Here is a 26684-nt window from a genome sequence, read left to right as displayed (position 1 = left end):
GGCCCGCAGTCCTACGAGTCGGCCGTGAAGAAGGCGTACACCGCCGTCTCCTGGAACGCCCCCACCTCCGAGCTGGCCAAGCGCCTCACCAACGCGCCGACCCTGAAGGACATCCCCGGCACCCTCTTCCTCGCCGGCGGCGCCCCGGTCACCGCCAAGGGCGCCCCGATCGCGGGCATCGGCGTCGCCGGCGCCCCCTCCGGCGACCTCGACGAGAAGTTCGCCCAGGCCGGCGCCGCCTCGCTCGGCAAGTAAGCCCCAGGGCAGGCGCCCGCGTCCGAGGAAACCCGCCATGAACGCGCTCGACCACACCCTTCTGGCGGCCGCGGCACGCGGTGACGCCGTCGCCGTCCGCGCGGCCCTCGACGCGGGCGCCCGTGTCGACGTCCGCGACCGGCACCGCCGCACCCCGCTGCTGCGGGCCGCGCTGCGCGACCACGTCCCCGCCGCACGGGCGCTCCTCGCCGCGGGCGCCGACCCGAACGCGCAGGACGACCGGTCCGACAGCCCGTGGCTGGTCACCGGCGTCACGGGCAGCGTCGCCATGATGCGGGCCCTGCTCCCGGCGGGCCCCGACCTGAAGCTGACCAACCGCTACGGCGGCACCGCCCTCATCCCCGCCGCGGAACGCGGCCACGTGCCGTACGTCCGCGCCGTGCTCCACGAGACCGCGATCGACGTCGACCACGTCAACCGGCTCGGCTGGACGGCGCTCCTGGAGGCCGTGATCCTCGGCGACGGCGGCGGCTCGCACCAGAAGGTCGTCGCCCTGCTCCTCTCGGCGGGCGCCGACCCCGAACTCCCCGACCCGTACGGCCGCACGGCGCTCCACCACGCCGAACGCCACGGCCTCACCGGGATCGCGGCCCTCCTCGGAGCGGCCGTCTCACGCGGGCTCCTCCACGGGGCCGCCTGAGTGCCGGCCCCGGTGGGCCGCGACGCGCTCGCGGGTGGCGCAACGGCGGGAGCAGTAGCGGCGTTCCGGCCCGCTGCCCTGCGCCACGAAGACGTTCCGGCAGCTGCCGGACGCGCAGGTCCTGCCGGGCGGGCGCTGTCGGTCCCAGACGAGGACGGCGAGCGCCATGCAGGACGAGGCGAGCAGCCACTCGGCCCAGGGCGCGTCGTCGTCCCGGTCGATGTGCGCGTGCCAGGGGGCGGTACCGCCGTGCGAGGTCAGCCGGAGCGGACCGGTGTGCTCCTGCAGGAGCCGGTTCAGCACGGCGGCGGCCTCGTCGGCGGTCGCGGCCGCGAAGACCTCCCGCAGCAGGGCGGCGGCTCCGCGCATCTCGGCGACCTCGTGGGGGCCGAGGGCGAGGGGGCCCGTCTCCCCGTACGCCAGGAGCACGGCGGCGACCTCGCCCGGGTCGGGCCGGTCGTCGGCGAGCACGTTGACGAGGGCGGCGGTGCGGCGGGCCGTGGTCAGGACGGAGTGACGGGTGGACCAGTCGTCATCGGACACTTCTGGAATGTAACGCAACTTGTGGAGTTTTGAGTTACCTCCGTACTGTCCTGCGGATGCGGACCCTCACCTGTCTGACCGGGGCGCTGGTGGCCCGCGTCGGGGACGAGGCGGCCGGACCGGCGCTGCTCCTCGCCGGCTTCGCGCTGGCCGGATCCACCGGCGAGGCGTCGGCGCTGCTCGCGGGCGTCAGCGTCTCCGCCGCGCTCGGCGGTCCCGTGCTCGGGGCGTTCCTGGACGGGGCCGCGCGCCCGGGCCGTCTGCTCGCCGGAGCGCTCGTCCTGTACGCGGCGGGCCTGGTGCTCGTCCTCGCGGGGCTCGGTCGGCTGCCGTTCGCCGTCACCGTGGCGACGGCGGTCCTCACGGGTCTGCTCGGCCCGGCCCTCTCGGGAGGGTGGTCCGCCCAGCTGCCCCGGGTGGCGGGCGACCGGCTGCCCCGGGCGAACGCGCTGGACACGATGACCTTCGGCGCGGCGGCCCTGGCGGGACCGGCCCTCGCGGGCGGGGCGGCGGAGGTGCTGGGGGCACCGACGGCCGTGATCCTCGCGGCGACCCTCGTCACCGCGGCGGCACCCGCGGCATGGGCCCTCCCCGCACGGGAGCGGGACGGGGCCGGACACCCCGCGGGGCCCCGAGACGCGGGGCCCACTCGGGCCCGGTACTCACGACCCGCGCAGACCCCGGACGTACAGCCCGCTTGGACACAGGAGGCACCGACTACTCGGGCTCGGGGCGCGTCGACCGCCCCGGCCCGGCGCGTGCGGCCGTCGTCGGTGGTCCGCGTCCTGGCTTCCGGGACACGAGCCGTGCTCGGGAACCCCCGTCTCGCCCGGGCGACCCGTACCTCGGTCGTCTCCTGTGTCGCCCAGGGCATGCTGACGGCCTGCGTCCCGCTCCTGGGCGAGCGAATCCTCGGCGGGGCCGGCCACGGGGCGGTGCTGCTGTCCTGCACGGCGGTCTCCGCCCTCGCGGCCAACGCCCTGCTCGCCCGGTTCCCGCTCGCCCTCTCCCCCGACACGCTCGTACGGGCCGGGGCGCTGGTCCAGGCCGCGGCCCCCGCCCTCGCCCTGACGGGCGGGCCCGCGGCCCTGGTGGCCGGCTTCCTCCTCGCGGGCCTCGGCGAAGGCCCCCAGCTCACCGCCCTGTTCGCGGTCCGGCACCGGGAGTCCCCGGAGCATCTGCGCGGTCAGATCTTCACCACCGGAGCCAGCCTCAAGATCACCGGCTTCGCCCTGGGAGCCGCGGCCGCCGGCCCCCTGGCGGCGCGGTCGCTCCCGGCCGCCCTGACGGCGGCGACGGCCACGGCCCTGCTCGCGGCGGTCGGGGACAGGCGGTGACCGTACCGCCCGGGCCGGAGAGGCGGCACGCGTCCGCCCCCGGCGGTCTGGTGCGGCCGGGGGCGGACGGAGTCGGGGATCACGCCGGCTGGGCGAGTCCCCGGCTGATGACGAGCCGCTGGATCTGGTTCGTGCCTTCGAAGATCTGCATGATCTTCGCCTCGCGCATGTAGCGCTCGACCGGGAAGTCGCGGGTGTAGCCGTAGCCGCCGAAGACCTGGACGGCGTCCGTGGTGACCTTCATCGCCGTGTCGGTGGCGATGAGCTTGGCCGCGCTGGCCTGACGGCTGAAGGGGCGGCCGAGGTCGCGGCGGCGGGCCGCGTCCAGGTAGGTGGCGCGGGCCGCGTCGACGGCGGCGGCCATGTCGGCGAGGAGGAAGCCGAGGCCCTGGTGGTCGACGATCCGGCGGCCGAAGGTGGTGCGCTCGTTGGCGTACGCCACGGCGGCGTCCAGCGCGGCCTGGGCGAGGCCGGTGGCGCAGGCGGCGATGCCGAGGCGGCCGCTGTCGAGGGCGCTGAAGGCGATCTGGAGGCCCTGGCCCTCGTCCCCGATGCGCCGGTCCTCCTCGATGAGGGCTCCGTCCCAGTACGCGGCCGTCGTCGGCACGGCCTGGAGGCCCATCTTGCGCTCGGGGGCGCCGAAGCTCAGGCCCTCGGTGGCGCCGGGGGCGAGGAAGCAGGAGACGCCGCGGCTGCCGGGGGCGGTGCGGGCGAAGAGGGCGTAGAAGCCGGCCTTGCCGCCGTGGGTGATCCAGGCCTTGGTGCCGGTGACGCGGTAGCCGCTGCCGTCGTCCTGGCGCTCGGCCTTGCAGGTGAGGGCGGCGGCGTCGGAGCCGGCCTGCGGCTCGGAGAGGCTGTAGCCGCCGACGCTCCGGCCCTCCAGCATCGCGGGGAGCCAGCGCTCCTTCTGCTCCGGGGTGCCGAAGGCGTGGAGGGGGTGGCAGGCGAGGGTGTGGACGCTGGTGGCGACGCCGACGGCGGCCCAGCGTGCGGCGAGCTCCTCCAGGACCTGGAGGTAGACCTCGTAGGGCTGGCCTCCGCCGCCGTACTCCTCGGGGTACGGGAGGCCGAGGAGTCCGGCCTCGCCGAGGGTGGCGAAGAGCCCTTCGGGATAGGTCTCGGCGGCCTCGTGCTCGTCCACCCGGGGAGAGAGCTCCTTGTCGGCGATCTCCCGGGTGAGGGCGATGAGGTCCGCTGCCTCGGGGGTGGGAAGCAGGCGGTCGACATCCATGGCGACTCCAGCGGCGCGCAAAGTGGTACTGGGGGAGGTACTGCAGTACCGGTTAGCGTAGCGCAGAAGGGTGCCGACGTAATCCCCCGGAACGGCGGCCTGGAATACTGGCGGGGTGATCGAGACCTCCGCCGCCGACGCCCCCCAGCTGACGGGCCGCGGAGCGGCGCGCCGCTCCGCCCTCTTCGAGGAGCTCGTCGCCCTCCTCGTCGGCGAGGGCTTCGCCCGGCTGACGCTCGACGACCTCGCCGCGCGGCTGCGCTGCTCGAAGCGGACCCTGTACGGCCTGGCCGGCAGCAAGGAGCAGCTGGTCCGGGCGGCGGTCGTGCACTTCTTCCGGCGCGCCACGGCCCGGGTCGAGGCGGTGCTCGCCGCCGCGGCGGATCCGTCCGAGCGGCTGGCCGCCTATCTGCGGGCGGTCTCGGCCGAGCTGGCGCCCGTCTCGCCGCAGTTCTTCGACGACGTGGCGGCCTTCGAGCCGGCGGCGGAGGTGTACGAGCGGAACACCCGGGCGGCGGCGGGCCGGGTGCAGCAGCTCATCGAGGAGGGCGTGCGGGCCGGCGTGTTCCGCGAGGTGCACGTGACCTTCGCGGCCGACGTCATCTCCTCGGTGATGGTCCGCATCCAGCGGCGCCAGGTGGCCGCGGCGACCGGTCTCGCCGACGCCGAGGCCTACGAGCAGCTGGCCGAGCTGCTGCTCAGCGGCCTCCGGAAGGCCTGAGCTCCGCGTCACGCGCCCCCGGCCCCGTCCTCGGAAGGACGGGGCCGGGGGCGGGGACGGCCGGGGCCCCGGCGCGTCCGAGCGGGCTCGTGCGGGCGGCCGGCCCCGCGCCCGGTTCCGGGCGCTGCGGGGCACCACCGGGCGCGCGATGGGCGCGCGATGGGCTTCGCGTACCGCCGCCCGGCGCCACGGGCGCTACCCGGCATGCAGCGCGCGGTGGGCGGCGATGGGCTTTCGCCGTACCGCCGCCCGGCGCCGTGGGCGCTACCGGGCGTGCAGCGCGCGATGGGCGGCGACGAGCTCCGCGTACCGCCGCCCGCTCGTTTTCACGGTGCGGCGCTGGGTCGCGTAGTCGACGTGGACGAGCCCGAAGCGCTTGTCGTAGCCGTAGGCCCACTCGAAGTTGTCGAGCAGGGACCAGGCGTAGTACCCGGCGAGCGGGACGCCCTTGCGCAGGGCGCGGGCGCAGGCGGCGAGGTGCTCCTCCAGGTAGCGGGTGCGCTCCGGGTCGTGGACCTCGCCGTCGGGGCCCGTGGTGTCGGGGAAGGCCGAGCCGTTCTCGGTGACGTACAGCCTGCGCGCGCCGTAGTCCTCGGTGAGCCGCAGCAAGAAGGCCTCCAGGCCGTCCGCGTCGATCTGCCAGTCCATGCCGGTGCGGGGCACGTCGGGGAGGCGGACCTCGCGGGCGTACGGGACGGGGCCCGTCGGGTCGTCGGCGACGGTGACCGGGAAGTAGTAGTTCAGCCCGTGCCAGTCGAGCGGGGCGGCGATGGCCTCCATGTCGCCCTGCTGCTCCGGGAGTTCGACGCCGTACAGCTCGCGCATGTCGGTGGGGAAGCCGCGGCCGAAGACCGGGTCGAGCCACCAGCGGTTGGTGTGGCCGTCCATGCGGGCGGCGGCGGCGACGTCCTCGGGGCGGGTGCTCGCGGGCGCGACGGTGGAGTGGTTGGTGACCAGGCCGATCCGGGCGCCGGGGGCGGCGGCGCGGACGGCGGCGGTGGCGAGGCCGTGGCCGAGGAGCAGGTGGTACGAGGCGCGGACGGCGGCCGTGAGGTCGGTGAGGCCCGGTGCCATCCGGCCCTCCAGGTGGCCGATCCAGGCGGAGCAGAGCGGTTCGTTGAGGGTGGCCCACCGGGTGACGCGGTCGCCGAGGCGCTCCGCGACGACGCCGGCGTAGGCGGCGAGGTGTTCGGCCGTCTCGCGGACGGTCCAGCCGCCGCGGTCCTGGAGGGCCTGCGGCAGGTCCCAGTGGTAGAGCGTGACGGAGGGGGTGATCCCGGCGTCGAGGAGGCCGTCGACGAGCCGGTCGTAGAAGTCGAGCCCGGCCTCGTTGACGGGCCCGTCGCCGCCGGGGACGACGCGCGGCCAGGCGACGGAGAGCCGGTAGGCGTCGGTGCCGAGGCCCTTCATGAGGGCGATGTCCTCGGGCCAGCGGTGGTAGTGGTCGCAGGCGGTGTCGCCGTGGTCGCCGTGGTCGATCGCGCCGGGGACGCGGCAGAAGGTGTCCCAGATGGAGGGGGCGCGGCCGTCCTCGGCGACGGCGCCCTCGATCTGGTACGCGGAGGTGGCGGTGCCCCAGGCGAAGGAGGCCGGGAAGGCGGCGAGGTCGAGCGGTTCTGGCACGGGAGTCCTTTCGGGCCGGGGGGTCGTCACTTGACCGCGCCCGCGGTGAGGCCGGTGACGAGGTAGCGCTGGAGGAGCAGGAACCCCGCGACGACGGGGACGCTCACCACGAGGGAGGCGGCCATCACCTGGTTCCAGTAGACGTCGTTCTGGGTGGCGTAGCCCTGGAGGCCGACGGCGAGGGTGCGGGTGGTGTCGGTCGTCATGACGGAGGCGAAGAGGACCTCGCCCCAGGCCGTCATGAAGGCGTAGACGCCGACGGCGACGATGCCGGGGACCGCGGCGGGGACGACGACCCGGAGGAGGGCGCCGAGCGGGCCGCAGCCGTCGACCTTGGCGGCCTCGTCGAGGTCGCGCGGGACGGCGTCGAAGTAGCCGATGAGCATCCAGATGGAGAACGGCAGCGAGAAGGTCAGGTAGGTGAGGATCAGGCCGCCGCGCGAGCCGAAGAGCGCGATGCCGGTGGCGTTGCCGATGTTGACGTAGAGGAGGAAGAGCGGCAGCAGGAAGAGGATGCCGGGGAACATCTGGGTGGAGAGCACCGTCACGGTGAAGACGCGCTTGCCGCGGAAGGCGTAGCGGCTGACGGCGTAGGCGGCGAAGACCGCGACGACCAGGGAGCAGACGGTGGCCGTGCCCGCGACGACCAGGGAGTTCACGAAGTAGTCGGCGAGCGGGACGGTCTCCCAGATGTCGAGGTACGGGCGGAGGGTGAGCCCGGAGGGGATCCACTGGAACTTCCCCGAGACGTCCGCGAGCGGTTTGAGGGAGCTGGAGACCATCACGTACACCGGCAGCAGGACGAAGCCGGTGAGCAGGGTCAGGAAGATCCGCCGGCTCCAGAGGAAGGAGCGGGGCGCGGCCATGGGCGAGCGGGGCTTCTTGTCAGCGGCCACCGGCGGCCTTCCTCTCCCGGGGGCCGCGGGCGGTGAGCAGCAGGTAGGTCCCCGTGACGGCGAGCAGGAACAGCAGGAGCAGGACCGACATCGCCGAGCCCGCGCCGAAGTTCCAGGTCTGGAACGAGGACTGGTAGATGTGCAGGGAGACCAGGTCGGCGGATTCGGGGGCCGCCTTGCCGAAGAGGACGAAGGGGGTGTTGAAGTCGTTGAAGGTCCACAGGAACAGGACGAGGACGAGGACCTGGTTGACCGGCCGCAGGGACGGCAGGGTGATGTGGCGGATCTGCTTCCACATGCCCGCGCCGTCGAGGGCGGCGGCCTCGTAGACCTCCCGGGGGATGTTCTGGAGTCCGGCCATCAGGACGAGGAAGGCGAAGGGCCAGCCCTTCCAGACGGAGACGACGAGCAGGGTGACGAAGGCGTTGTCGCCGATGAGCCAGAAGGCGGGGCCGTCGCCGATGCCGAGCTGGTCGTGGAGGACGTGGTTCACCAGGCCGTTGTCCCGCTGGAACATGAACGCCCAGGTGATGACCGCCGCGTAGACCGGCAGGGCGTACGGGACGAGGAAGAGGGCGCGCAGGAGGCCGCGGCCGCGGAAGGTCTCCTGCATGAAGAGGGCGGCGGCGGTGCCGAGGAGCCAGCACAGGCCGACGGAGCAGAGGGTGAAGAGGCAGGTCGTGAGGAACGACTTCAGGAGCGCTTCGCCGACGGGGGCGTCGAAGTCGACCGAGACCGCGTAGTTGTCGAGTCCGGCCCAGGGGGCGGCCGTCCAGTCGCGGATGAAGAACTGGGTGAGCTCCTTGAAGCTCATCACGATGCCGATGAGCATCGGCACGAGGTGGACGAGGAGTTCGAGGAGGAGGGCCGGGAGGAGCAGCAGGTAGGGCAGGCCGCGGGCACGGAGCCGCCCGGGGCGGCGCCGGCGCGGGGCCGCCCCGGGGGTGTGCCGCTGCCCGGTCCGCCCGTGGGGCTTCTCGATGGCGGTGGTGGTCATGGTGGCGTCCGGCTCACTTCTTGGGCATCTGCTGCTGGGCCTTGTCGAGCTTGGCGCGTACGGACTCGGTGGTGACCGGGCGGCCGGCGGCGGCGTCGGCGAAGAGTTCCTTGACGGCGGTGCCGACGACGGTCTCGAACTGGGACTCCTCGGGGACCTGCGGCAGGGCGGCGGCGCTGGTGGCGAGGGTCTGCTTGAGGACGGTGACGGCGGGGGTGGCGAAGGCGGGGTCCTGCTGGGCGCTCTTGACCGGGGGGATGGAGCCGTAGGCGTGGTTGAGCGTCTTCTGCTCGGTGTCGCCGGTCATGAACTTCACGAACTTCAGGGCGCCTTCGCGGTTCTTCGTGTTCTTGAAGACGGCGAGGTTGATGCCGGCGACCATGGAGTTGGTCCCCGTGCCCTGGCCGGGGGTGCCGGAGGGTACGGGGGCGGGGGCGACGCCCCACTCGTCGGGGCCCATGCCCTGGGCCTCGAAGGTGGTGCCGGGGGTCTGCCAGAGGACCATGGCGGTGCGGCCCTTGGCGAAGTCGGCGAGGGACTGGTTCTGGGCGTACTCGGCGTTGCCGGGGGCGACGATCTTGTGGGCGGCCATGAGGTCGACGTACTGCTTGACGGCGGCGACGGCGCCGTCGGAGGTGAAGTCGGCCTTGCCGTCGGGGGTGAAGAAGTCGGCGCCGTGCTGCTTGCCGAGGACGAAGACCTGGTGGATGTTCTCGGCGAGGTTGCCGCCTTCGACGCCGATGGCGGACTTCCCGTCCTTGCTGAGCTTCTTTCCGTCGGCGATCAGCTCGTCCCAGGTGGCCGGCGGCTTCGCTATGCCGGCGTCCTCGAACATCTTCTTGTTGTAGTAGAGCGCGTAGGCCATGGAGTAGAGCGGGACGGCGGCCGGGTCCCGGCCGGGGGCGCCGGTGGAGCCGAGGGCGGAGTCGACGAAGCGGTCCTTGCCGCCGATGGCCTCGAAGTTCTCGGCGTCCCAGGGCAGCAGGGCGCCGGTGGACTGGAGGGAGGCGCTCCAGGTGTTGCCGATGTTGAGGACGTCGGGGCCCTGCCCGGAGGTGGCGGCGGTCATGATCCGGTTGAGCAGGTCGGACCAGGGGACGACCTCCAGCTTGACCTCGATGCCGGTCTCCTTCTCGAAGCGGTCGAGTTCGGGCTGGAGGACCTTCTTGTCGACCTCCAGGCTCGCGCCCTGGTTGGAGGCCCAGTAGGTGAGGGTCTTGCCGCCGGAGCCGGAGCCGTCGGCCGGGGAGCCGCCTCCGCAGGCCGCGGCGGTGAGGACGAGGGAGAGGGTGACGGCACCGGCGGCCGCGGCTCTGATTGTGCGCATGGCTCCTCATGACCCTTTCGGGGAGTGGCGGGGAGCTGGGGAGGGCGGGGTCGGCGGTCGTGTCCCGCGTTCAGGAGGTGAAGGCTCCGACGGCCCCTCCCCGGCTTATTTCAGGACGTGAGTTAAACCTCAAGAGAAGGTCGCGTCAAGGGTCCCGGCAGCGGTATGTTGCGGTCAGGACTACTTCACCAGGGGGCCCAAGTGACCATGCGGAACGGCCGCACCGTGCGTGACCTGCGACGCGAGAACCGCACCGCCGTCCTCCAGCGCCTGTACTTCGACGGCCCCATGAGCCGCTTCTCCCTGGGCCCGGCCACCGGACTGAGCTCCGGCTCCATCAGCAACGTGGTCGCGGAGCTCGTCGCGGAGGGCCTCGTCGAGGAGGCGGGCAGCGTCGACTCGGCCGGCGGGCGCCCCCGCACCCTGCTGCGGATCACCCCCGGCAGCGGCTGCATGATCGGCGTGGACGTCGGCGAGACCCGGGTCCGGATCGAGCTGTTCGACCTCACCCTCACCGAACTCGCCCGCACCGAGCGCCCCTTGGCGGTCGAGAGGCCGAACCCGCACGACCGGTACGAGGTCGGGGTCGTCGTCGACCACGTGCGGGCCGGCATCGCGGAGGTGCTCAGGGCCGCGGGCGTCCCCGCCGAGCGGCTGCTCGGCGTCGGCGTCGGCGTGCCCGGCATCGTCGCCCGCACCGCCGAGGAGGGCGCGGTGGTGCACGGCCAGACCATCGGCTGGGACGCCGTCCCGCTGGAGCGGCTGCTGCGCGCGAGCGTGGACCTGCCGGCCTCGGTGCCGTACTGGATCGACAACGGCGCCAAGACCCTCGGCCAGGCCGAGATGTGGTTCGGCGCCGGCCGGGGGGCGCGCAGCGCCGTGGTCGTGCTCTTCGGCTCGGGCGTCGGCGCCTGCGTGGTCACCGACCCGATGGGGCCGGGCCGGGCGCTCGAATGGGGCCATCTGACGGTACGGGTCCGGGGCCGCCGCTGCCGCTGCGGCGCCCGTGGCTGCCTGGAGGCGTACGCGGGCGCGGAGGCCCTGCTCGAACGCTGGCGGGAGGCGGGCGGGCGGCCTCCGGCGGGCGCGGACGAGGAGACGGCCCTGACGGCGATGCTGGCGGCGGCGTACCCGGAGGCGGGGGCGCGGGGGGCGGCGCACCCGGCTGCGTCGGAGGCGGCGGCACCGGAGACGGCGACGCCGGAGACGAGGGCCCCGGAGACGGCGGCCTCGGACGTCGCCGGAGTCCGCGAGCCCGACGCGACGGCCCTCGAAGTCCTGGAGGAGACCGCCGAGTACCTGGGTGCCGGCTTCGCCGATCTGATCAACCTCTTCCAGCCCGAGCGCATCCTCGTCGGCGGCTGGGCGGGCCTCCAGCTCGGCGCCCGCTTCCTGGAGACGGTGAAGGGGTACGCCGCCGAGTACGCCCTGAAGTACCCGGCGGCGCGGGTCGGCATCGCCATGGGCACCCTGGGCCCGGACGCGGTGACGGTCGGCGCGGCGATCCTGCCGCTCGCGGACTTCTTCGCCCGGGGCGGGCGGCGGGCCGAGGCGGAGCCGGCCGAGGAGCAGCCGGCATGGGCGTCGACCGTACGGGAGAGGGCGGCGCACTGAGCGTGCGCCGCCCCCCGCCTCACCTCACGGGGGTCACGGGTACGCGACCACGGTGGACGGCACGGTGGCGGTGCCCGAGGTCGGGGCGCCGGTGTCGTTGATGACGTGCTCGTACTGGCCGTTGCCGCCGAGCGAGACGACGAGCAGGTCGTGGAACCTCACGCCGGGCCGCACCGGGGCCCGGAAGCCGTGGTCCTGACGGATCGTCGGGTCCACGTTGTAGTAGCAGTAGCTGCCGAGCCCCCAGCCCTCGTGGGTGGTCACGGAGTCGTCGACGCGGTAGGCGGCGTAGCCCTTGTGGGGCCCGTCCTGGACGGCGGCCTGGTTCGGGGCGTCGTACGCCTTCTCGTTCTGGAAGAAGATCGTGCGGCCGCGCTCGCCGAACCACTCGACGTCGTACTTGTTGAAGTGCTCGACGAAGAGTCCGGTGGCGAGGACGTCGTCGCCGTACACGCGGACGCCGTAGTCGGCGCGGTTGGTCTCCCAGCCGACGCCCTCGCCGTGGTCGGCGCGCCAGACCCAGGTGTGGTCGACGATCGTGTCGTCGTTGTTGACCGCCAGGGCGACGGTCGCCTTTCCGGGACCGGCGCCGCCGACGCGGAAGTAGACGTCCTGGACGGTGGTGGGGTCGGCGGCGTGGTCGGCGGAGGCGTTCTGCGGCCCCACCTCCAGGAGGCTCGGCGAGGCGACCTGGCCCGCGTCGATCAGGAAGCCGGCGAGGCGGACGCCGTCGACGTCGGCGACGCGCATCGCGGTGACGCCGTTGTCCGGGACGATCGTGGCCAGTCCGAGGCCGAGGACGATCGTGCCGGGGCGGTTCACGGTGATCGTCCGGTCGACGTGGTAGACGCCGGGCGTGAACAGCAGGTGCAGCCCCTGGTCGAGCGCCTGATTGACGGTGGCGGCGGTGGTGCCGGGCTTGACGACGTAGAACCGGCTCAGCGGGATCTTCTCGCCCTGCGGGGTGCCGTTCGCCCAGGTGGTGCCGCGGGCGTTGGTCCGCTTGGCCGGGGAGAAGACCTTGTACTGGCCGTCCTCCCAGATCAGGTAGGGCTTCTCGCGGGAGATCGGCGTGGTGTCGAGGGTGGTGTACTTCGGCTCGGGGAAGGCCTGCGCGGGTGCGCCCTCGGTGCCGGAGAAGACCTGGTTCCAGACGCTGTTGGACCAGCCGCCGATCGAGCTGTCGCGGGTGTACCACTGCTGCTGCGAGTAGTTGCCGACCTGACCGTCGATCTTCGAGTCGGCGATGTAGCCGCCGCTGGCCCAGCCGTAGCCGCTGGGGGCGAGGTTGAGGCCGCCCTTGACGTGCATGCGGCGGAAGGAGGAGGCCTGGGCGACGGCCCAACGGTCGGTGCCGTTCACCGGGTTGAGGGCGAGGCCCTCGGCGCCGCGCCAGAAGTTCTGGGTGGCGTTGCCGTCGAACCAGCCCGCGTCGACGGTCACGTCGCCGTTGACGGTGGTGTCGTCGGGGCGCAGTCCGAGGCCGGCGATCTGGGTGTAGAAGCCGATCTGGGCGTTGAGGCCGTTGTAGGCGCCGGGCTTGAGGAGGAAGGCGTGCCGGCCGCTGCCGAACTGGGCCGACTCCTGCTGCTGGAAGACCTCGTCCAGCGTGGCCTGGAGGCCGGGCGTGGACGGGTCGAAGACGTGCACGTTGGGCCCGAGGTCGCCGCCGCCGGGCAGAGTGGTCCCGCCGTCCCCGTAGACCTGGAACTCCCAGAGGGAGTAGCCCCATCCGGTGGCGCGCTGGGTGCCGTACACGCGGACGTAGCGGGCGGTGCCGGTGACGGGCAGGGACTCGTTGCCGCCGGGGCCGTTCGCCGTGCTGTACGCGGTCGTCCAGTCGGCGCCGTTGCCGGAGAGCTCGATGCGGTACGCCTTGGCGGAGGCGGTCTCCCAGCGCAGGTCGACCCTGCTGAGCGAGGCCGGGGCGCCCAGGTCCACCTGGATCCACTGCGGATCGGCGAAGGCGCTGGACCAGCGGGTTCCGGGGTCGCCGTCGACGGCGGCACCGGCGGGAGTGCCGCCGTTCTCCTGGCTGGACGCGGTGGCGGGCCTGCCCTGCGAGAGCAGGGCGGGGGCGGCCGTGGCGGGCGGTGCGGCGACCAGCGCGAGGAGACCGGCGAGGAGCGCGGTGACGAGGACGGCGGCGGTGGCGCGGGGCCGGGGACGTGGGGGTGGCGCGGGGCGGGTGCCGACTGCGGGCATGGCTCGATCTCCTCGTGGACGAGGGGGAGTTGGGGAAAGGGAGCGCGCTCTCCGCAGCAGATGCTGGCGGTTGGCCCGCGTGGCGGTCAAGCCGTCCGACACGGCTTTTCTTTTGGCTTGCATTAAGGGTCGAGCAATCGGCGGGGAGACCGGCGCGCCGGGAGAGGCCCTACCCGGGGTCCACGGTCCGGGAAGGCGAGGGCCCCACCAGGGCGGGGTCGGTCGCTCCCTGCTCGAACGCGCGGTCGTACGCCTCCGGGGTGAGCCCGGCGCGGACGACGCGGCTGATGCGCTCGACGTCGCCGCGTTCGGCCTCGGGCAGGGGCGCCCGGACGCTGTCACGGGCAGCGGCGGCCGCGCCCAGGAGACCGGCGGCCCGCCGGTGGGCCCCTTCGAGGGCCTCGACTCCGGCGAGCCCCTCGAAGGCGAGGGCCACGGCCCGCGGGTCGCCGGTGCGGCGGGCGTGGTCGAGCCCTTCCAGGTGGAGCGTCCGGGCGGAGCCGGCGTCTCCGCGCTGTTCGGCGACGAATCCCAGTTCCGCCAGGATGAAGGCCGCTCCGTGGTCCCCCTCCCACCTGCGGCACCAGTCGAGCCAGGCGTACAGATGGGTCTCGGCGTCGTCCAGCCGGCCCTGGCGCCGGGCCACGAGCCCCAGACCGACCTCGGCGAATTCCTCACCGCGCACATAGCCGTGGTGCGCGGCCAGCCGCCTGGCCCGTTCGTGGAGTTCCCGTGCCCGGTCGAGATCGCCCGTGAGCAGGGCGGTGCGGCCGAGCCGGGCCAGCATCTTGGAGGCGTCGTTCCACAGCTCGAGGTCGCTCGCGATCCGGTGGCCCTCCCCGCGCAGGCGTCCGGCCGTGCCGTAGTCGCCCGTCGTCTCGGCCAGATCCCCGAGGACGTACGCGGTGTGCAACCGGCCCCAGGCGTCGCCGAGTTCCTGGAAGAGCCCCCTCGCCCGCCGGGCGTCCGCGCGCGCCCGGTCGTGAAGACCCTGGTAGAGAAAGGCTTCGGCACGGACGGACAGCGCCGCCGCGAGGCCCCACCGGTCCCCCGCGGCCGCGAAGCCCGCCTGCGCCCGGTCCGCGAGGTCGCGAGGGGTGGCCGGGTCGCCGAAGCCGACCGTGCCGAGCGCGACGAACCATCGCGCCCGGGCCGGTCCGGCCGGATCGTCGAGGGCGTCGTGGAGGCTCGGGGCTTCCTGGCCGCCGCTCACGGGCGGGTCGAGCAGGAGCAGCGACATGCCGGTCCGCCAGGCTTCGACGGCCGCCCGCCGCCCGGGGTCGCCGCCGGCCGACAGGGCGAGGTCGAACGAGCGCCGGGCTTCGGCGAACCGGCCGCGCAGGTACCAGAACCAGGCCAGGGCGTCGACGAGTCGGAGCGCCGTGTCCGCGGCTCCCCGGTCCACCGCGTGGGCGAGGGCGGCGCGGAGGTTGGCGGCCTCGGCCTCCAGCCGTTCCAGCCACAGGCGCTGGTCGGGGCCCCGGAGCCGGGCGTCGGCGTGTTCCGCGACGGCGGCGTAGTGGGCGAGGTGACGGTCTCGCGTACGCCCGCCGTCGTCGTCCTCCGCCTCGGCCAGGCGCTCCGCGCCGTACGCCCCGATCGATTCGAGCAGCCGGTAGCGGCCGCCGCGCCGGACGACCATCGAGCGGTCGACGAGCCGTCCGAGCAGGTCGAGGACGTCGGCGCGGCCGACCGTCCCCCCGGCGCAGACCGCCTCGGCGGCTTCCAGGGTGCAGCCGTCGGCGCACACGGCCAGGCGGCGCAGCACGGTCCGTTCCGGCTCGCCGAGCAGCTCCCAGCTCCAGTCGATGGCGGCGCGCAGGGTGCGCTGGCGGGCCGGGACGGCGCGCAGGGGCGCGGTGAGGACCCGGAAGCGGTCGTCGAGCCGGGCGGCGAGTTCGGCCACGGGCAGGGCGCGGACCCGGGCGGCGGCCATCTCGAGGGCGAGCGGGATGCCGTCCAGCCTGCGGCAGATCGTGGCGACGGCCCGGGCGTCGCCCGCGCGGAGCCGGAAGTCGGGTGAGACGGCGGCGGCGCGGGCGAGGAAGAGCCGCACCGCGTCCGACTCCTCCAGCCGGTCGAGGTCCGGCCCCGGCAGGTCCAGCGGCGCGACGGGCCAGAGGCGTTCGCCCGCGACGGCCAGCGGCTCCTGGCTGGTGGTCAGGACGCGCAGGGCCGGGGCGGCGCGCAGGAGGTGCTGGACGAGGTCGGCGACCGGCTCGACGAGGTGCTCGCAGTTGTCGAGTACGAGCAGGACGTCCCGGTCGGCGAGGGCTTCGGCGATCCGGCCGGGCAGCGGGCGGGCGGGGGCGTGCGGGTCGTCCCGCAGGCCGAGCACCGCGGCGACGGCCTCGTGCGCCTCGGTGGCGGTCCGTGCCGTCGAGAGTTCCACCAGCCAGGCCCCGTCGCGGAGTTCGCCTGCGTGGCGCGCGGCCGCCTCCAGGGCGAGCCTCGTCTTGCCGACGCCTCCGGCGCCGGTCAGCGTCACCAGTCGCGCGGACGCCAGCATCGCGCCGATGCGCCGGAGCTCCTCGGTGCGGCCGATCAGTTCCGTCAGCGGGGCGGGCAGGTTGCCGCGTGGTGGGGCGGTGGCGGCGGGGGTGAGGGCCGGGTCCTGTCGCAGGATCGCCTGGTGCAGCTCCGTCAGCTCGCGGCCGGGGTCGATGCCGAGGTCGTCGCGCAACCGGTCGCGCAGGTCGGCGAGGCTCGCCAGGGCCTCGCTCTGCCGGCCCGCCAGGTACAGGGCGCGTACGTGCGCGGACCGCAGCCTTTCGCGCAGCGGGTGCGCGGCGACGAGTTCGCCCAGCTCGCCCGCGAGCGCGGTGTGCTCGCCGAGCGCGAGCCGCGTCTCGGCGGACTCCTCGAACGCCGCGAGCCGCAGCTCTTCGAGGCGCCGTGCCTCGGGGCGTACGAACGCGTCGTCGGCGTGGTCCGCGAAGGCGGCCGTCCCCCGCCAGAGGCCCGTCGCCTCGCCGAGCAGGCCCGCCCTGGCGCGCGGGTCGCCGGTGGCCGCCCGCGCGCGTCGCAGCAGCGCCTCGAAGCGCCCGGCGTCGACCGCGTCGTCGTCCACCCGCAGCCGGTATCCCGGCGGGCGGGACTCGATCAGGTCGCGGCCTCCCGGTTCGGCGTCCTCCAGGGTGCGGCGCAGGAGCGACACCTTGGACCGCAGGGTGCGGACGTCGTTCGCGGGGGGCGCGTCGCCCCACAGGGCGTCGATGAGCCGGTCCACCGGGACGACCCGGCCCCGGTGCGCGAGCAGCGCCGTGAGCAGGGCTCGGATCCTGGTCTCGCGCACCTGGACGGGCCTGCCGTCCGACGTCCGCACCTCAAGGGGCCCCAGTACTCCGAAACGCACTCCGCAACCCTACCCAAAGCCCTTCCGTGGCCTTTCCGGAGACGGACCGGAACCTCCCCCGGACACAGTCGTGGCATGACGAACACTCCGCACGACACACTGCACGACACTCCGCACACCGACGTCGCCGGCGAACCGGTGACCGTCATCGGCCTGGGCCTGATGGGCCGGGCCCTCGCCGCCGCCCTTCTCGACGCGGGCCACCCGACCACGGTGTGGAACCGTACGCCCGGCAAGGGGGACGAACTGGTCGCCCGGGGCGCCGTGTTCGCGCCGTCCGTCGCCGACGCGCTCCGGGCGAGCCCGCTCGTCGTCGTCTGTCTCAGCGACACGGCGGCGGTGCGCGACACGCTGGGCCCGTACCGGACCGAGCTCACCGGCCGGAGCCTGGTCAACCTGACCTCGAACACCTCCGACGAGGCACGCGACCTCGCGACCTGGCCGGGCGACCACCTGGACGGCGCCATCATGGCGGTCCCCGAGGTGATCGGCCGCCCGGAGGCCTTCCTGCTGTTCAGCGGAGCACGGCCGGCCTTCGAGAAGCACCGCGACACCCTCCTCCGGCTCGGCGGCGCGACCTTCTTCGGCGAGGACCCCGGCCTGGCGTCGCTGTACGACGTGGCCCTCCTCGGGGTCATGTGGGGCACGCTCAACGCGTTCCTGCACGGAGCCGCGCTGCTGGGCACGGCCGGCGTCGACGCGGCCGCCTTCGCACCGTTCGCCAACCAGTGGGTCGGCAGCGTCACCGGCTTCGTCAGCGCCTACGCGGACCAGATCGACCGGGGCGCCTACCCGGCCGACGACGCCGCCCTGGAGACCCATCTGGCCACCATGAAGTACCTGGTGCGGGAGAGCGCGGCCGCCGGCGTCGACACCGACTGGCCGGCCCGTCTCCAGGCGCTGACCGAGCGTGCCATCGACGCGGGGTACGCCGGTACCGGCTACGCCAGCCTCGTCGAGGTCTTCCGCGGCAAGGCGTAGCCGACGCCACCGGCCGGCGCGTCGGACGGGCCTACGCGACCGAGCCGATGCGTCCGTCCGGCCGGCGGGTCCCGTCGTGGTGGATCGGGGTGTGGGCGCCCGTGAGGGAGACCCCGCTGCCGCCCCGGCGGTTGGCGACGATCTCGGCGCCGATCGAGAGGGCGGTCTCCTCGGGCGTGCGCGCGCCGAGGTCGAGGCCGATCGGGGAGCGCAGGCGGGCGAGTTCGAGTTCGGTGACGCCGACCCCGCGGAGGCGCTCGTTGCGGTCCTCGTGGGTGCGGCGGGAGCCCATCGCGCCGATGTAGGCGACGGGAAGCTTGAGGGCGGTCTTGAGGAGCGGCACGTCGAACTTGGCGTCGTGCGTGAGGACGCACAGGACGGTCCGGCCGTCGACCTCGGTCGACTCCAGGTAGCGGTGGGGCCAGTCGACGACGATCTCGTCGGCCTCGGGGAAGCGGGCCGGCGTCGCGAAGACGGGCCGCGCGTCGCAGACGGTGACGTGGTAGCCGAGGAACTTGCCGACCCGGACGAGGGCGGCGGCGAAGTCGATGGCGCCGAAGACGATCATGCGGGGGGCGGGGACGGAGGACTCGACCAGGAGGGTCAGCGGCTGTCCGCAGCGGCTGCCGTCCTCGCCGATCTCGACGGCGCCGGTGCGGCCCGCGTCGAGCATCGCGCGGGCCTCGGCGGCCGCGGTGCGGTCCAGCTCGGGGTGGCCGCCGAGCTTCCCCTCGTACGAGCCGTCGGGACGGACCAGGAGGGCCTGCCCCAACAGGTCCGCCGGTCCGTCCACGACCCTTGCCAGGGCCGCCGCCTCCCCCGAGACGGCGGCGGCCAGCGCGGCGGGGAAGACCCCGCCGCGGACCGGGGTGACGAGGATGTCGATGATGCCGCCGCAGGTCAGACCGACCGCGAAGGCGTCCTCGTCGCTGTAGCCGAAGCGCTCGACGACGGTCTTCCCGTCTTCGAGGGCCTGGACGCACAGGTCGTAGACCGCGCCCTCCACACACCCGCCGGAGACCGATCCGATCGCCGTGCCGTCGCCGTCGACGGCGAGTGCGGCTCCCGGCTGCCGGGGCGCACTGCCGCCGACCGCGACCACGGTGGCGACGGCGAAGTCACGTCCCTGCTCGACCCACCGGTGCAGCTCTTCGGCGATGTCCAGCATGTCGGTCTCCTTAGGGGTGTGCGGAGGGCGGGTCGGGCGTCAGCTGACGCCCAGCCAACCCTCGATCGGGTGGAGGGCGAAGAACACGATGAAGATCGCGGTGAGGGCCCACATGAACGCGCCGACCTCGCGCGCCTTGCCCTGCGCCACCTTGATCACGGTGTAGGCGATGACGCCGGCCGCGACGCCCGGGGTGATGCTGTAGGTGAACGGCATCAGGACGACGGTCAGGAAGACCGGGATCGCGACGGAGCTGTCGCCCCAGTTCACGTGCTTGGCGTTCATCATCATCATCGCGCCGATGACGACCAGGGCGGCGGAGCCGACCTCACGGGGCACGATCTGGGTGATCGGGGTGAAGAAGATGGCGGCCGCGAAGAACAGGCCGGTGATCACCGAGGAGAAGCCTGTGCGGGCTCCCTCGCCGACGCCGGTGGCGGACTCCACGAAGACGGTCTGGCCGGAGGCGCCGGTGACGCCGCCGATCGCGCCGCCCGCGCCGTCGATGAACAGCGCCTTGGACAGGCCGGGCATCCGGCCCTTGTCGTCGGCGAGGTTGGCCTCGGTGCCGACGCCGATGATGGTGGCCATCGCGTCGAAGAAGCCGGCGAGGACGAGGGTGAAGACGATGACGCCGACGGTGATGTAGCCGACGTCGCCCCAGCCGCCGAAGGAGACGTCGCCGAAGAGCGAGAAGTCCGGGCTGGAGACCGCGCTGCCCTTGAGCTCCGGGGCGCCGTTGGCCCAGGCGCCCGGGCCCTTGGCCGGGACGTCGGCGACCGCGTTGACGATCAGCGAGATGACGGTGCCGGCGACGATGCCGATGAGGATCGCGCCCGGGATCTTGCGGGCCTGGAGCGCGAAGATCGCGAGCAGGGTGACCGCGAAGATCAGCACCGGCCAGCCGACGAGCTCGCCGCCGGCGCCGAGGGTGATGGGCGGGCCGAACTGCGGGCCGGCGCCCACGAAGCCGGCCTTGTTGAAGCCGATCAGCGCGATGAAGAGACCGATGCCGATGGTGATGCCGTGCTTGAGCGGCAACGGGATCGCGTTCATGATCATCTCACGGAGACCGGTGACCACCAGGAGGCAGATCACCACGCCGTAGACGACGCACATGCCCATGGCCTGAGGCCAGGTCATCTGGGGCACGACCTGGGTCGCCAGCACACCGGAGACGCTGAGCCCCGCCGCGAGGACGAGCGGGACCTTGCCGACGAAGCCCATCAGCAGGGTGGTCACCGCCGCCGCGAAGGCGGTCGCCGTGATGACGGCGGAGGTGGCGAGGACGTGCTTCTCGACGTCCGGACCACCGAGGAGGATCGGGTTGAGCAGGAGAATGTACGCCATCGCCATGAAGGTGGTGACGCCGCCGCGGATCTCCGTCGCGACGGTGGATCCTCTCTCCGAGATGTGAAAGTACCGGTCGAGCCAAGAACGGCCGGCGGGGACGTTGGAGCCGGAGCCCGCGTCCTCAGAGGCGGTCTTGGGCTCCACAGACGACTGGGTCATGGGGCCTACTCCCAAGGTTCAAAGGGGCACCCGCATCAGACTTCGAAGCTCTGACGGTGAAGCTGCGGGATTTGGGATATTTCGTTGGCTGCACGACCCGGGGGACGGCCCGAGACGAACGGGTGATGCCGTGAAGCGTGGGTACTGCGGGTGAAGCGGTACTGCGGTGATGCGGGTTTCCCGAGAGGGAGTGCTCCGGGCGGTGCGGGCGGTGGAAGTGTGACGTTCCGGGGAGGCACGCACCGCCCGGAGAGTCCTACAGGGTGCCGGTGAGCGCCTCGGGGCGGACCGGCGTCTTGTTGAGCTCCAGGCCCGTCGCCGCCCGGATCGCCGCGAGGACGGCCGGGGTGGACGACAGGGTCGGGGCCTCTCCGATGCCCCGGACGCCGTACGGCGCGTTGGGGTCGGCCAGCTCGAGGTAGTCGACCGGGATGGTCGGCGTGTCGAGGATGGTCGGGATCAGGTAGTCCGTGAAGGAGGGGTTGCGCACCTTCGCGGTCTTCGGGTCGACGATGATCTCCTCCATCACCGCGACGCCCAGGCCCTGGGTGGTGCCACCCTGGATCTGGCCGACCACGGAGAGCGGGTTGACCGCCTTGCCGACGTCCTGCGCGCAGGCCAGCTCGATCACCTTCACGAGACCGAGCTCGGTGTCCACCTCCACGACCGCGCGGTGCGCGGCGAAGGCGTACTGGACGTGGCCGTCGCCCTGGCCGGTGACGAGGTCGAAGGCCTGGGTGGGCCGGTGGCGCCACTCCTCCTCGACCTCCACGACCTGGTCCTCCAGGACGTCCGCGATGCTCGCGAGGGCCTCGCCGCCGTCGGTGACGACCTTGCCGCCCTCCAGGAGGAGCTCGGCGTTGGCCCAGGCCGGGTGGTACGAGCCGAACTTGCGCCGGCCGATCTCCAGGACCTTCTCGCGGACGATCCCGCAGGAGTTCTTGATGGCGCCGCCGGTCATGTACGTCTGGCGGCCCGCGGAGGTCGAACCGGCCGAGCCCACCTGGGTGTCGGCGGGGAGGATGGTGACCTGCTGGACGCCGAGCTCCGTGCGGGCGATCTGGGCGTGGATGGTGATACCGCCCTGGCCGACCTCCGCCGCGGCGGTGTGGACCGTGGCGACGGCCTCGCCGTTGATGACCTCCATGCGGATCCTGGCGGTCGAGTAGTCGTCGAAGCCCTCGGAGAAGCCGACGTTCTTGATGCCGACGGCGTAGCCGACACCCCGCACGACACCCTCGCCGTGCGAGGTGTTGGACAGGCCGCCCGGCAGCGCGCGGACGTCCGCGCCCTCGCCGGCGGTCTCCCACTGGCGCTCCGGCGGCATCGGACGGGCCTTGACCCGGCGCAGCAGCTCGGCGACCGGGGCCGGCGAGTCCACGACCTGGCCGGTCGGCATGATCGTGCCCTGCTCCATGGCGTTGAGCTGGCGCAGCTCCACCGGGTCCATGCCCAGCTTGGCCGCGAGCTTGTCCATCTGCGCCTCGTAGGCGAAGCAGGCCTGGACCGCGCCGAAGCCGCGCATGGCGCCGCAGGGCGGGTTGTTGGTGTAGAGGCCGATCGCCTCGATCTCGACGTCGTCGATGACGTACGGGCCGACCGAGAGGGAGGAGGCGTTGCCGACGACCGAGGCCGTGGACGACGCGTACGCGCCGCCGTCGAGCACGATCTTGCACTTCATGTGCGTGAGCTTGCCGTCCTTGGTGGCGCCGTGCTCGTAGTAGAGCTTCGCCGGGTGCCGGTGGACGTGCCCGAAGAAGGACTCGTACCGGTTGTAGACCATCTTGACCGGCTTGCCGGTGCGCAGCGCGAGGATGGAGGCGAGGATCTGCATGGAGATGTCCTCGCGGCCGCCGAAGGCGCCGCCGACACCGGCCATGGTCATCCGGACCTTCTCCTCGGGCAGGCCGAGGCAGGGGGCGATCTGCTTGAGGTCCGAGTGCAGCCACTGGGTGGCGACGTACAGGTCGACGCCGCCGTCCTCGGCCGGCACGGCGAGGCCGGACTCGGGGCCGAGGAAGGCCTGGTCCTGCATGCCGAAGGTGTACTCGCCCTTGACGATGACGTCGGCGCGCTTGGCGGCCTCGTCGGCGTTGCCGCGGATGATCGGCTGGCGGTGCACGATGTTGGGGTGCGGGACGTGACCGGAGTGGTGGTCGTCGCGGTTCTCGTGGACGAGGATCGCGTCCGGGGCGAGCGCCGAGGCCTCGTCGGTGATGACGGGCAGTTCGCGGTACTCGACCTTGATCTTCGCGGCGGCGCGGCGGGCGGTCTCCGGGTGGTCGGCGGCCACGAGGGCGACCGGCTCACCGTGGTGACGGACCTTGCCGTAGGCGAGGACCGGGGTGTCCTGGAACTCCATGCCGTAGTTCTTCGCGGCCGGCAGGTCCTCGTGGGTCAGGACGGCGTAGACGCCGTCCATCGTGAGGGCCTCGGAGGTGTCGATGGACACGATCTCGGCGTGCGCGACGGTGGAGCGCAGGATCTGGCCCCACAGCATGTCCTCGTGCCACATGTCCGAGGAGTAGGCGTACTCGCCGGTGACCTTGAGGGTGCCGTCGGGGCGGAGGGTGGACTCGCCGACGCCGCCCTTGACGTGCTTCTGGGTGACCTCGGTGGGCGTACCCGCCGGAACGGTGCGTGTGTTCTGAGCCATCGTCAGACCGCCTCTCCCTGACGCTCCTGGCGAGCGGCCGCGAGGCGGACCGCGTCGAGGATCTTCTCGTAACCGGTGCAGCGGCAGAGGTTGCCGGAGAGCGCCTCGCGGATGTCCGCGTCCGTCGGGGACGGGTTGCGCTCCAGCATCTCGTCGGCCGCGACGAGCAGACCGGGGGTGCAGAAACCGCACTGGACGGCGCCGGCGTCGATGAACGCCTGCTGGATCGGGGAGAGTTCGACACCCTCGCCGGTCTGCGAGTCCTGGGCGGGCTTCGCCTCCCACTTCTTGGCGGCGTCGACCGAGGTGCCGCAGGCACCGCTCGCGCAACCGCCGTGCGCCTCGCGCTCCTTGGCGTACTCCGCCAGGCCCTCGACGGTGACGACCTCGCGGCCCTCGACCTGACCGGCGGCGACCAGGCACGAACACACCGGCACGCCGTCGAGGCGGACCGTGCAGGAGCCGCACTCGCCCTGCTCGCACGCGTTCTTGGAGCCGGGCAGACCCAGGCGCTCACGCAGAACGTAGAGGAGGGACTCGCCCTCCCAGACGTCGTCGGCTTCCTGCGGACGACCGTTGACCGTGAAATTGACGCGCATGGTTATGCAGCTCCCTCAAGCGTGCGGCCGGCGCCGCGGTACTGCTCCCAGGTCCAGCCGAGCTGGCGGCGAGCCATGATGCCGACGGCGTGGCGCCGGTACTTGGCGGTGCCGCGGACGTCGTCGATCGGGTTGGCGGCGGCCGAGCAGAGGTCGGCGAACTGCTTCGCGATCGAGGGGGTGATGATCTTGCCGTTGTCCCAGAAACCGCCCTCTTCCAGAGCCGCGTTCAGGAAGGCCTCGGCCTCCTTGGCGCGGATCGGGGTCGGCGCGGCGGAGCCGATGCCGGTGCGCACGGTCCGGGTCTCCGGGTGCAGGGCCAGGCCGAAGGCGCAGACGGCGATGACCATCGCGTTGCGGGTGCCGACCTTGGAGTACTGCTGGGGGCCGTCCGCCTTCTTGATGTGGACGGTCTTGATGAGCTCGTCGGGCTGGAGCGCGTTGCGCTTCACGCCCGTGTAGAACTCGTCGATCGGGATGAAGCGGTTGCCGCGCACCGACTCGACCTCGACCTCGGCGCCCGCGGCGAGCAGGGCCGGGTGGGCGTCGCCGGCGGGCGACGCGGTGCCGAGGTTGCCGCCGACGCCGCCGCGGTTGCGGATCTGCGGGGAGGCGACCGTGTGCGAGGCCAGTGCCAGACCCGGGAGCTCTGCGCGCAGGTTCTCCATGATCTGCGTGTACGGAACGGAGGCGCCGAGGCGCACGTTCTCCTCGCCGACCTCCCACTCGCGCAGCAGCTCGATACGGTTCAGGTCCAGGAGGTACTCGGGGCGTCGGTGGTCGAAGTTGATCTCGACCATGACGTCGGTACCACCGGCGATGGGCACGGCCGTGGGGTGCTCGGCCTTGGCGGCGAGCGCCTCCTCCCAGCTGGCGGGGCGAAGGAAGTCCATGGTGGCTCTCTTCTAGTGATTCTGGTGATCGGGGGTCGAGCTAGTGGGTCCGGGGGGACGGCCGGCCCTCGACGTCGTGTTCATGTGCTGTTCACGCGGTGTGTGGCCTAGTACACAAGCCACTGTCGCCCGGGGTGCAGTCACCGAAAACATGAAGGAGTTGGCTGGTGCCCGTCGTCGTCTTGTAGATTCGAACGAACGATGGAGAACAGAAACCTCTCCGTTTCCCCCTGGAAACGGTGGCACCGCGCCACCGTCGACAACGCGACACCACCATCACCGAACGAAGGAACGGCGGCGACACGATGCGGCTGCGCGCACTGCTGGAGAACGACGCGCTCGGGCTGCGCCTGCTCGGTGGCGAGGACGAGCTGGACCGGACCGTCCGAGGCGTCATGACGACGGACCTCAAGGACCCCAGCCGGTACCTGTCCGGCGGCGAGCTGGTGCTGACCGGCCTCGCCTGGCGGACGGACCCGGCCGACGCCGAGCCCTTCGTCCGGATCCTGGCCTCGGCCGGGGTGGCGGCCCTCGCGGCGGGCGAGGCCGAGCTCGGCGACATCCCCGACGATCTCGTGGAGGCGTGTTTGCGCCACCGGCTGCCGCTGTTCGCAGTGAACGAGTCCGTTGCGTTCGCGACGATCACCGAGCATGTTGTTCGACAGGTCTCCGGCGAGCGGGCCGGTGACCTGGCGGCCGTCGTCGACCGCCACCGGCGGCTCATGACCTCCGGACCGGCGGGCGGCGGACCCGAGGTCGTCCTCGATCTTCTCGGCTCCGACCTGGACCTGCGGGCCTGGGTCCTCTCCCCCACCGGCCGCCAGATCGCGGGCGCGGGCGAGCCCCTGGACGCCGGGCTCGCCGCCACCCTGGCCGGCGAGCACCTGGCCGCCACCCGCACCGGCCGGCGCGGTCCGCACCGGCTGAGCGTCGCCGGAACGGCGTACTCCCTCTTCCCGATCCGCAACACCGGCCGGGGCGCCGCGCCCGCCTCCCGGGACGTGCGCGAGACGGTCCTGTCGGACTGGCTGCTGGCCGTCGAGGCGGACGCCGGCGACTGGCCCGCCGCCCGGCTCGACCTGCTCCAGGGCGTCACCCAGCTGATCGCCGTCGAGCGGGACCGGCGCGACGCGGCCCGTACGGTGCGGCGCCGGCTCGCCCAGGAGGTCCTGGAGCTGGTGCAGACGGGTGCCGCGCCCGCCGAGATCGCGGCCCGTCTGCGGGTCGCCGCCCCGGTGCTGCTGCCCGGGCTCGGCACGGCCCCGCACTGGCAGGTGGTCGTCGCCCGCGTGGAGTGGGACCAGGAGGCCGGTCAGGCCCCCCTGGACAGCGGACCGGTCGCCCAGTCGCTCCTGGAGGAGGTCCTCGTCGACCCGACGGCCATCGGCGCCGAGTCGGCCGACCGGATCGCGGTCGCGCACAGCGGCGACGAGGCGATCGCCCTGGTCCCGCTGGCCGCGGGCCCGCTGCCGGACAGCGAGGACGAGGGCCCGGCCCCCGCCCTCGGCCTCCACGCGGACGCGCTGCTCGCCTCCGTACGCGCGCCGCTCTCCGCGGGCCTCGACGGCGACGGGCGCCTCACGCTGGGCGTCAGCGCCGCCGTGCACTCGGCGGAGGGCCTGCGCGGGGCCCTGGAGGAGGCCCGGCACGCCCGCCGGGTGGCCGCCGCCCGCCCGGGCCGGGTCTGCGCCGCCGGGCACCACGAGCTGGCCTCGCACGTCCTGCTGCTGCCGTTCGTCCCGGACGACGTCCGCCGGGCCTTCACGGCCCGCCTCCTGGACCCGCTGCGCGACTACGACCGCCGGCACCGGGCGGAGCTCATCCCGACCCTGGAGGCCTTCCTGGACTGCGACGGCTCCTGGACCCGCTGCGCGACCCGCCTCCACCTGCACGTGAACACGCTGCGCTACCGGGTGGGCCGGATCGAGCAGCTCACCGGCCGTGACCTCTCCCGCCTGGAGGACAAGCTCGACTTCTTCCTGGCGCTGCGGATGAGCTGACGCCCGTCCGGGTGAACCGGACCGGATGCGGGGGGTGTCTTGCCGACCGGCCCGGCGAGCGCGCGGGCCGGGAGGTCTGCCATCGACAGGAGTCCGGGTCGTGCCTCGAC

20 protein-coding genes are annotated in these 26684 nt (G+C 73.3%); 7 read left to right on the top strand and 13 right to left on the bottom strand.

Annotation, left to right across the window (positions count from 1 at the left end; genetic code table 11):
• The coding region (locus tag ABZ318_RS29340; RefSeq protein ID WP_356905471.1) for a heme-binding protein at nt 1–255 on the top strand (255 nt) is incomplete at its 5' end.
• Between the two features lie 37 nt (nt 256–292).
• Nucleotides 293–916: an ankyrin repeat domain-containing protein gene (locus tag ABZ318_RS29335; protein WP_356905470.1), complete on the top strand. Its 624-nt coding sequence runs from the start codon at nt 293–295 to the stop codon at nt 914–916.
• Here ABZ318_RS29335 and ABZ318_RS29330 read toward each other — a convergent pair.
• Complete coding sequence (locus tag ABZ318_RS29330) at nt 887–1459, bottom strand: CGNR zinc finger domain-containing protein (RefSeq protein WP_356905469.1); 573 nt, start codon at nt 1457–1459, stop codon at nt 887–889. The two genes, ABZ318_RS29335 and ABZ318_RS29330, sit on opposite strands and share 30 nt — an antisense overlap.
• A 56-nt stretch (nt 1460–1515) precedes the next feature.
• Here ABZ318_RS29330 and ABZ318_RS29325 point away from each other — a divergent pair, with 56 nt between their 5' ends.
• Nucleotides 1516–2796, top strand: a complete 1281-nt coding sequence (locus tag ABZ318_RS29325; RefSeq protein WP_356905468.1) for an MFS transporter — start codon at nt 1516–1518, stop codon at nt 2794–2796.
• Between the two features lie 79 nt (nt 2797–2875).
• Here the strand turns inward: ABZ318_RS29325 and ABZ318_RS29320 are convergent, their stop codons facing one another.
• Nucleotides 2876–4027 (bottom strand): acyl-CoA dehydrogenase family protein, encoded by a 1152-nt coding sequence (locus tag ABZ318_RS29320; protein WP_356905467.1) that lies wholly within the window; start codon nt 4025–4027, stop codon nt 2876–2878.
• Nucleotides 4028–4142: 115 nt separating this feature from the next.
• Between ABZ318_RS29320 and ABZ318_RS29315 the strand changes: the two genes are divergently transcribed.
• Nucleotides 4143–4748, top strand: coding sequence for a TetR/AcrR family transcriptional regulator (locus tag ABZ318_RS29315; RefSeq protein WP_356905466.1), 606 nt, complete (start codon nt 4143–4145; stop codon nt 4746–4748).
• Between the two features lie 264 nt (nt 4749–5012).
• Here the strand turns inward: ABZ318_RS29315 and ABZ318_RS29310 are convergent, their stop codons facing one another.
• Genes ABZ318_RS29310 through ABZ318_RS29295 form a run of 4 tightly spaced genes read right to left on the bottom strand, consistent with a single transcriptional unit; the run spans nt 5013 to nt 9591 of the window.
• Nucleotides 5013–6371, bottom strand: coding sequence for a GH1 family beta-glucosidase (locus ABZ318_RS29310; protein WP_356905465.1), 1359 nt, complete (start codon nt 6369–6371; stop codon nt 5013–5015).
• A 26-nt stretch (nt 6372–6397) separates the two neighbouring features.
• On the bottom strand, nt 6398–7237 hold the full coding sequence (locus ABZ318_RS29305; protein WP_356905472.1) for a carbohydrate ABC transporter permease: 840 nt from the start codon (nt 7235–7237) through the stop codon (nt 6398–6400).
• A 19-nt stretch (nt 7238–7256) separates the two neighbouring features.
• Complete coding sequence (locus ABZ318_RS29300) at nt 7257–8264, bottom strand: sugar ABC transporter permease (RefSeq protein ID WP_356905464.1); 1008 nt, start codon at nt 8262–8264, stop codon at nt 7257–7259.
• Nucleotides 8265–8277: 13 nt separating this feature from the next.
• On the bottom strand, nt 8278–9591 hold the full coding sequence (locus tag ABZ318_RS29295; protein WP_356905463.1) for an extracellular solute-binding protein: 1314 nt from the start codon (nt 9589–9591) through the stop codon (nt 8278–8280).
• Between the two features lie 201 nt (nt 9592–9792).
• On the opposite strand from ABZ318_RS29295, the gene ABZ318_RS29290 reads away from it, so the two are divergent.
• Entirely contained in the window at nt 9793–11205 is a 1413-nt protein-coding gene (locus ABZ318_RS29290) for an ROK family transcriptional regulator (RefSeq protein WP_356905462.1), read from the top strand.
• Nucleotides 11206–11238: 33 nt separating this feature from the next.
• Here the strand turns inward: ABZ318_RS29290 and ABZ318_RS29285 are convergent, their stop codons facing one another.
• The gene (locus ABZ318_RS29285; RefSeq protein ID WP_356905461.1) at nt 11239–13410 is read right to left on the bottom strand and encodes a discoidin domain-containing protein; all 2172 of its coding nucleotides are present in this window, start codon (nt 13408–13410) and stop codon (nt 11239–11241) included.
• Nucleotides 13411–13579: 169 nt separating this feature from the next.
• The gene (locus ABZ318_RS29280; protein ID WP_356905460.1) at nt 13580–16765 is read right to left on the bottom strand and encodes a BTAD domain-containing putative transcriptional regulator; all 3186 of its coding nucleotides are present in this window, start codon (nt 16763–16765) and stop codon (nt 13580–13582) included.
• A gap of 75 nt (nt 16766–16840) precedes the next feature.
• On the opposite strand from ABZ318_RS29280, the gene ABZ318_RS29275 reads away from it, so the two are divergent.
• On the top strand, nt 16841–17746 hold the full coding sequence (locus ABZ318_RS29275) for an NAD(P)-binding domain-containing protein (protein ID WP_356905459.1): 906 nt from the start codon (nt 16841–16843) through the stop codon (nt 17744–17746).
• A gap of 31 nt (nt 17747–17777) precedes the next feature.
• Here ABZ318_RS29275 and ABZ318_RS29270 read toward each other — a convergent pair whose 3' ends face one another.
• The 5 genes from ABZ318_RS29270 to ABZ318_RS29250 all read right to left on the bottom strand — a co-directional run bounded on the left by ABZ318_RS29270 (nt 17778) and on the right by ABZ318_RS29250 (nt 24574).
• Entirely contained in the window at nt 17778–18914 is a 1137-nt protein-coding gene (locus tag ABZ318_RS29270) for an XdhC/CoxI family protein (RefSeq protein ID WP_356905458.1), read from the bottom strand.
• Nucleotides 18915–18953: 39 nt separating this feature from the next.
• Nucleotides 18954–20426 (bottom strand): NCS2 family permease, encoded by a 1473-nt coding sequence (locus ABZ318_RS29265; RefSeq protein WP_356905457.1) that lies wholly within the window; start codon nt 20424–20426, stop codon nt 18954–18956.
• 256 nt (nt 20427–20682) lie between these two features.
• Complete coding sequence (locus tag ABZ318_RS29260; protein ID WP_356905456.1) at nt 20683–23082, bottom strand: molybdopterin cofactor-binding domain-containing protein; 2400 nt, start codon at nt 23080–23082, stop codon at nt 20683–20685.
• 2 nt (nt 23083–23084) lie between these two features.
• Nucleotides 23085–23681 (bottom strand): (2Fe-2S)-binding protein, encoded by a 597-nt coding sequence (locus ABZ318_RS29255; protein ID WP_030692714.1) that lies wholly within the window; start codon nt 23679–23681, stop codon nt 23085–23087.
• 2 nt (nt 23682–23683) lie between these two features.
• Nucleotides 23684–24574 carry a xanthine dehydrogenase family protein subunit M gene (locus ABZ318_RS29250; RefSeq protein ID WP_041131867.1) on the bottom strand — a complete coding sequence of 297 codons (891 nt, stop codon included), beginning with the start codon at nt 24572–24574 and terminating at the stop codon, nt 23684–23686.
• 305 nt (nt 24575–24879) lie between these two features.
• Here ABZ318_RS29250 and ABZ318_RS29245 point away from each other — a divergent pair, with 305 nt between their 5' ends.
• On the top strand, nt 24880–26574 hold the full coding sequence (locus ABZ318_RS29245; protein ID WP_356905455.1) for a PucR family transcriptional regulator ligand-binding domain-containing protein: 1695 nt from the start codon (nt 24880–24882) through the stop codon (nt 26572–26574).
• Nucleotides 26575–26684 lie beyond the last annotated feature (110 nt).

It is taken from the genome of Streptomyces sp. NPDC006197 (genome assembly GCF_040613865.1).
Lineage (GTDB): Bacteria > Actinomycetota > Actinomycetes > Streptomycetales > Streptomycetaceae > Streptomyces.
This window is presented reverse-complemented; position numbering and strand designations above follow the sequence as displayed.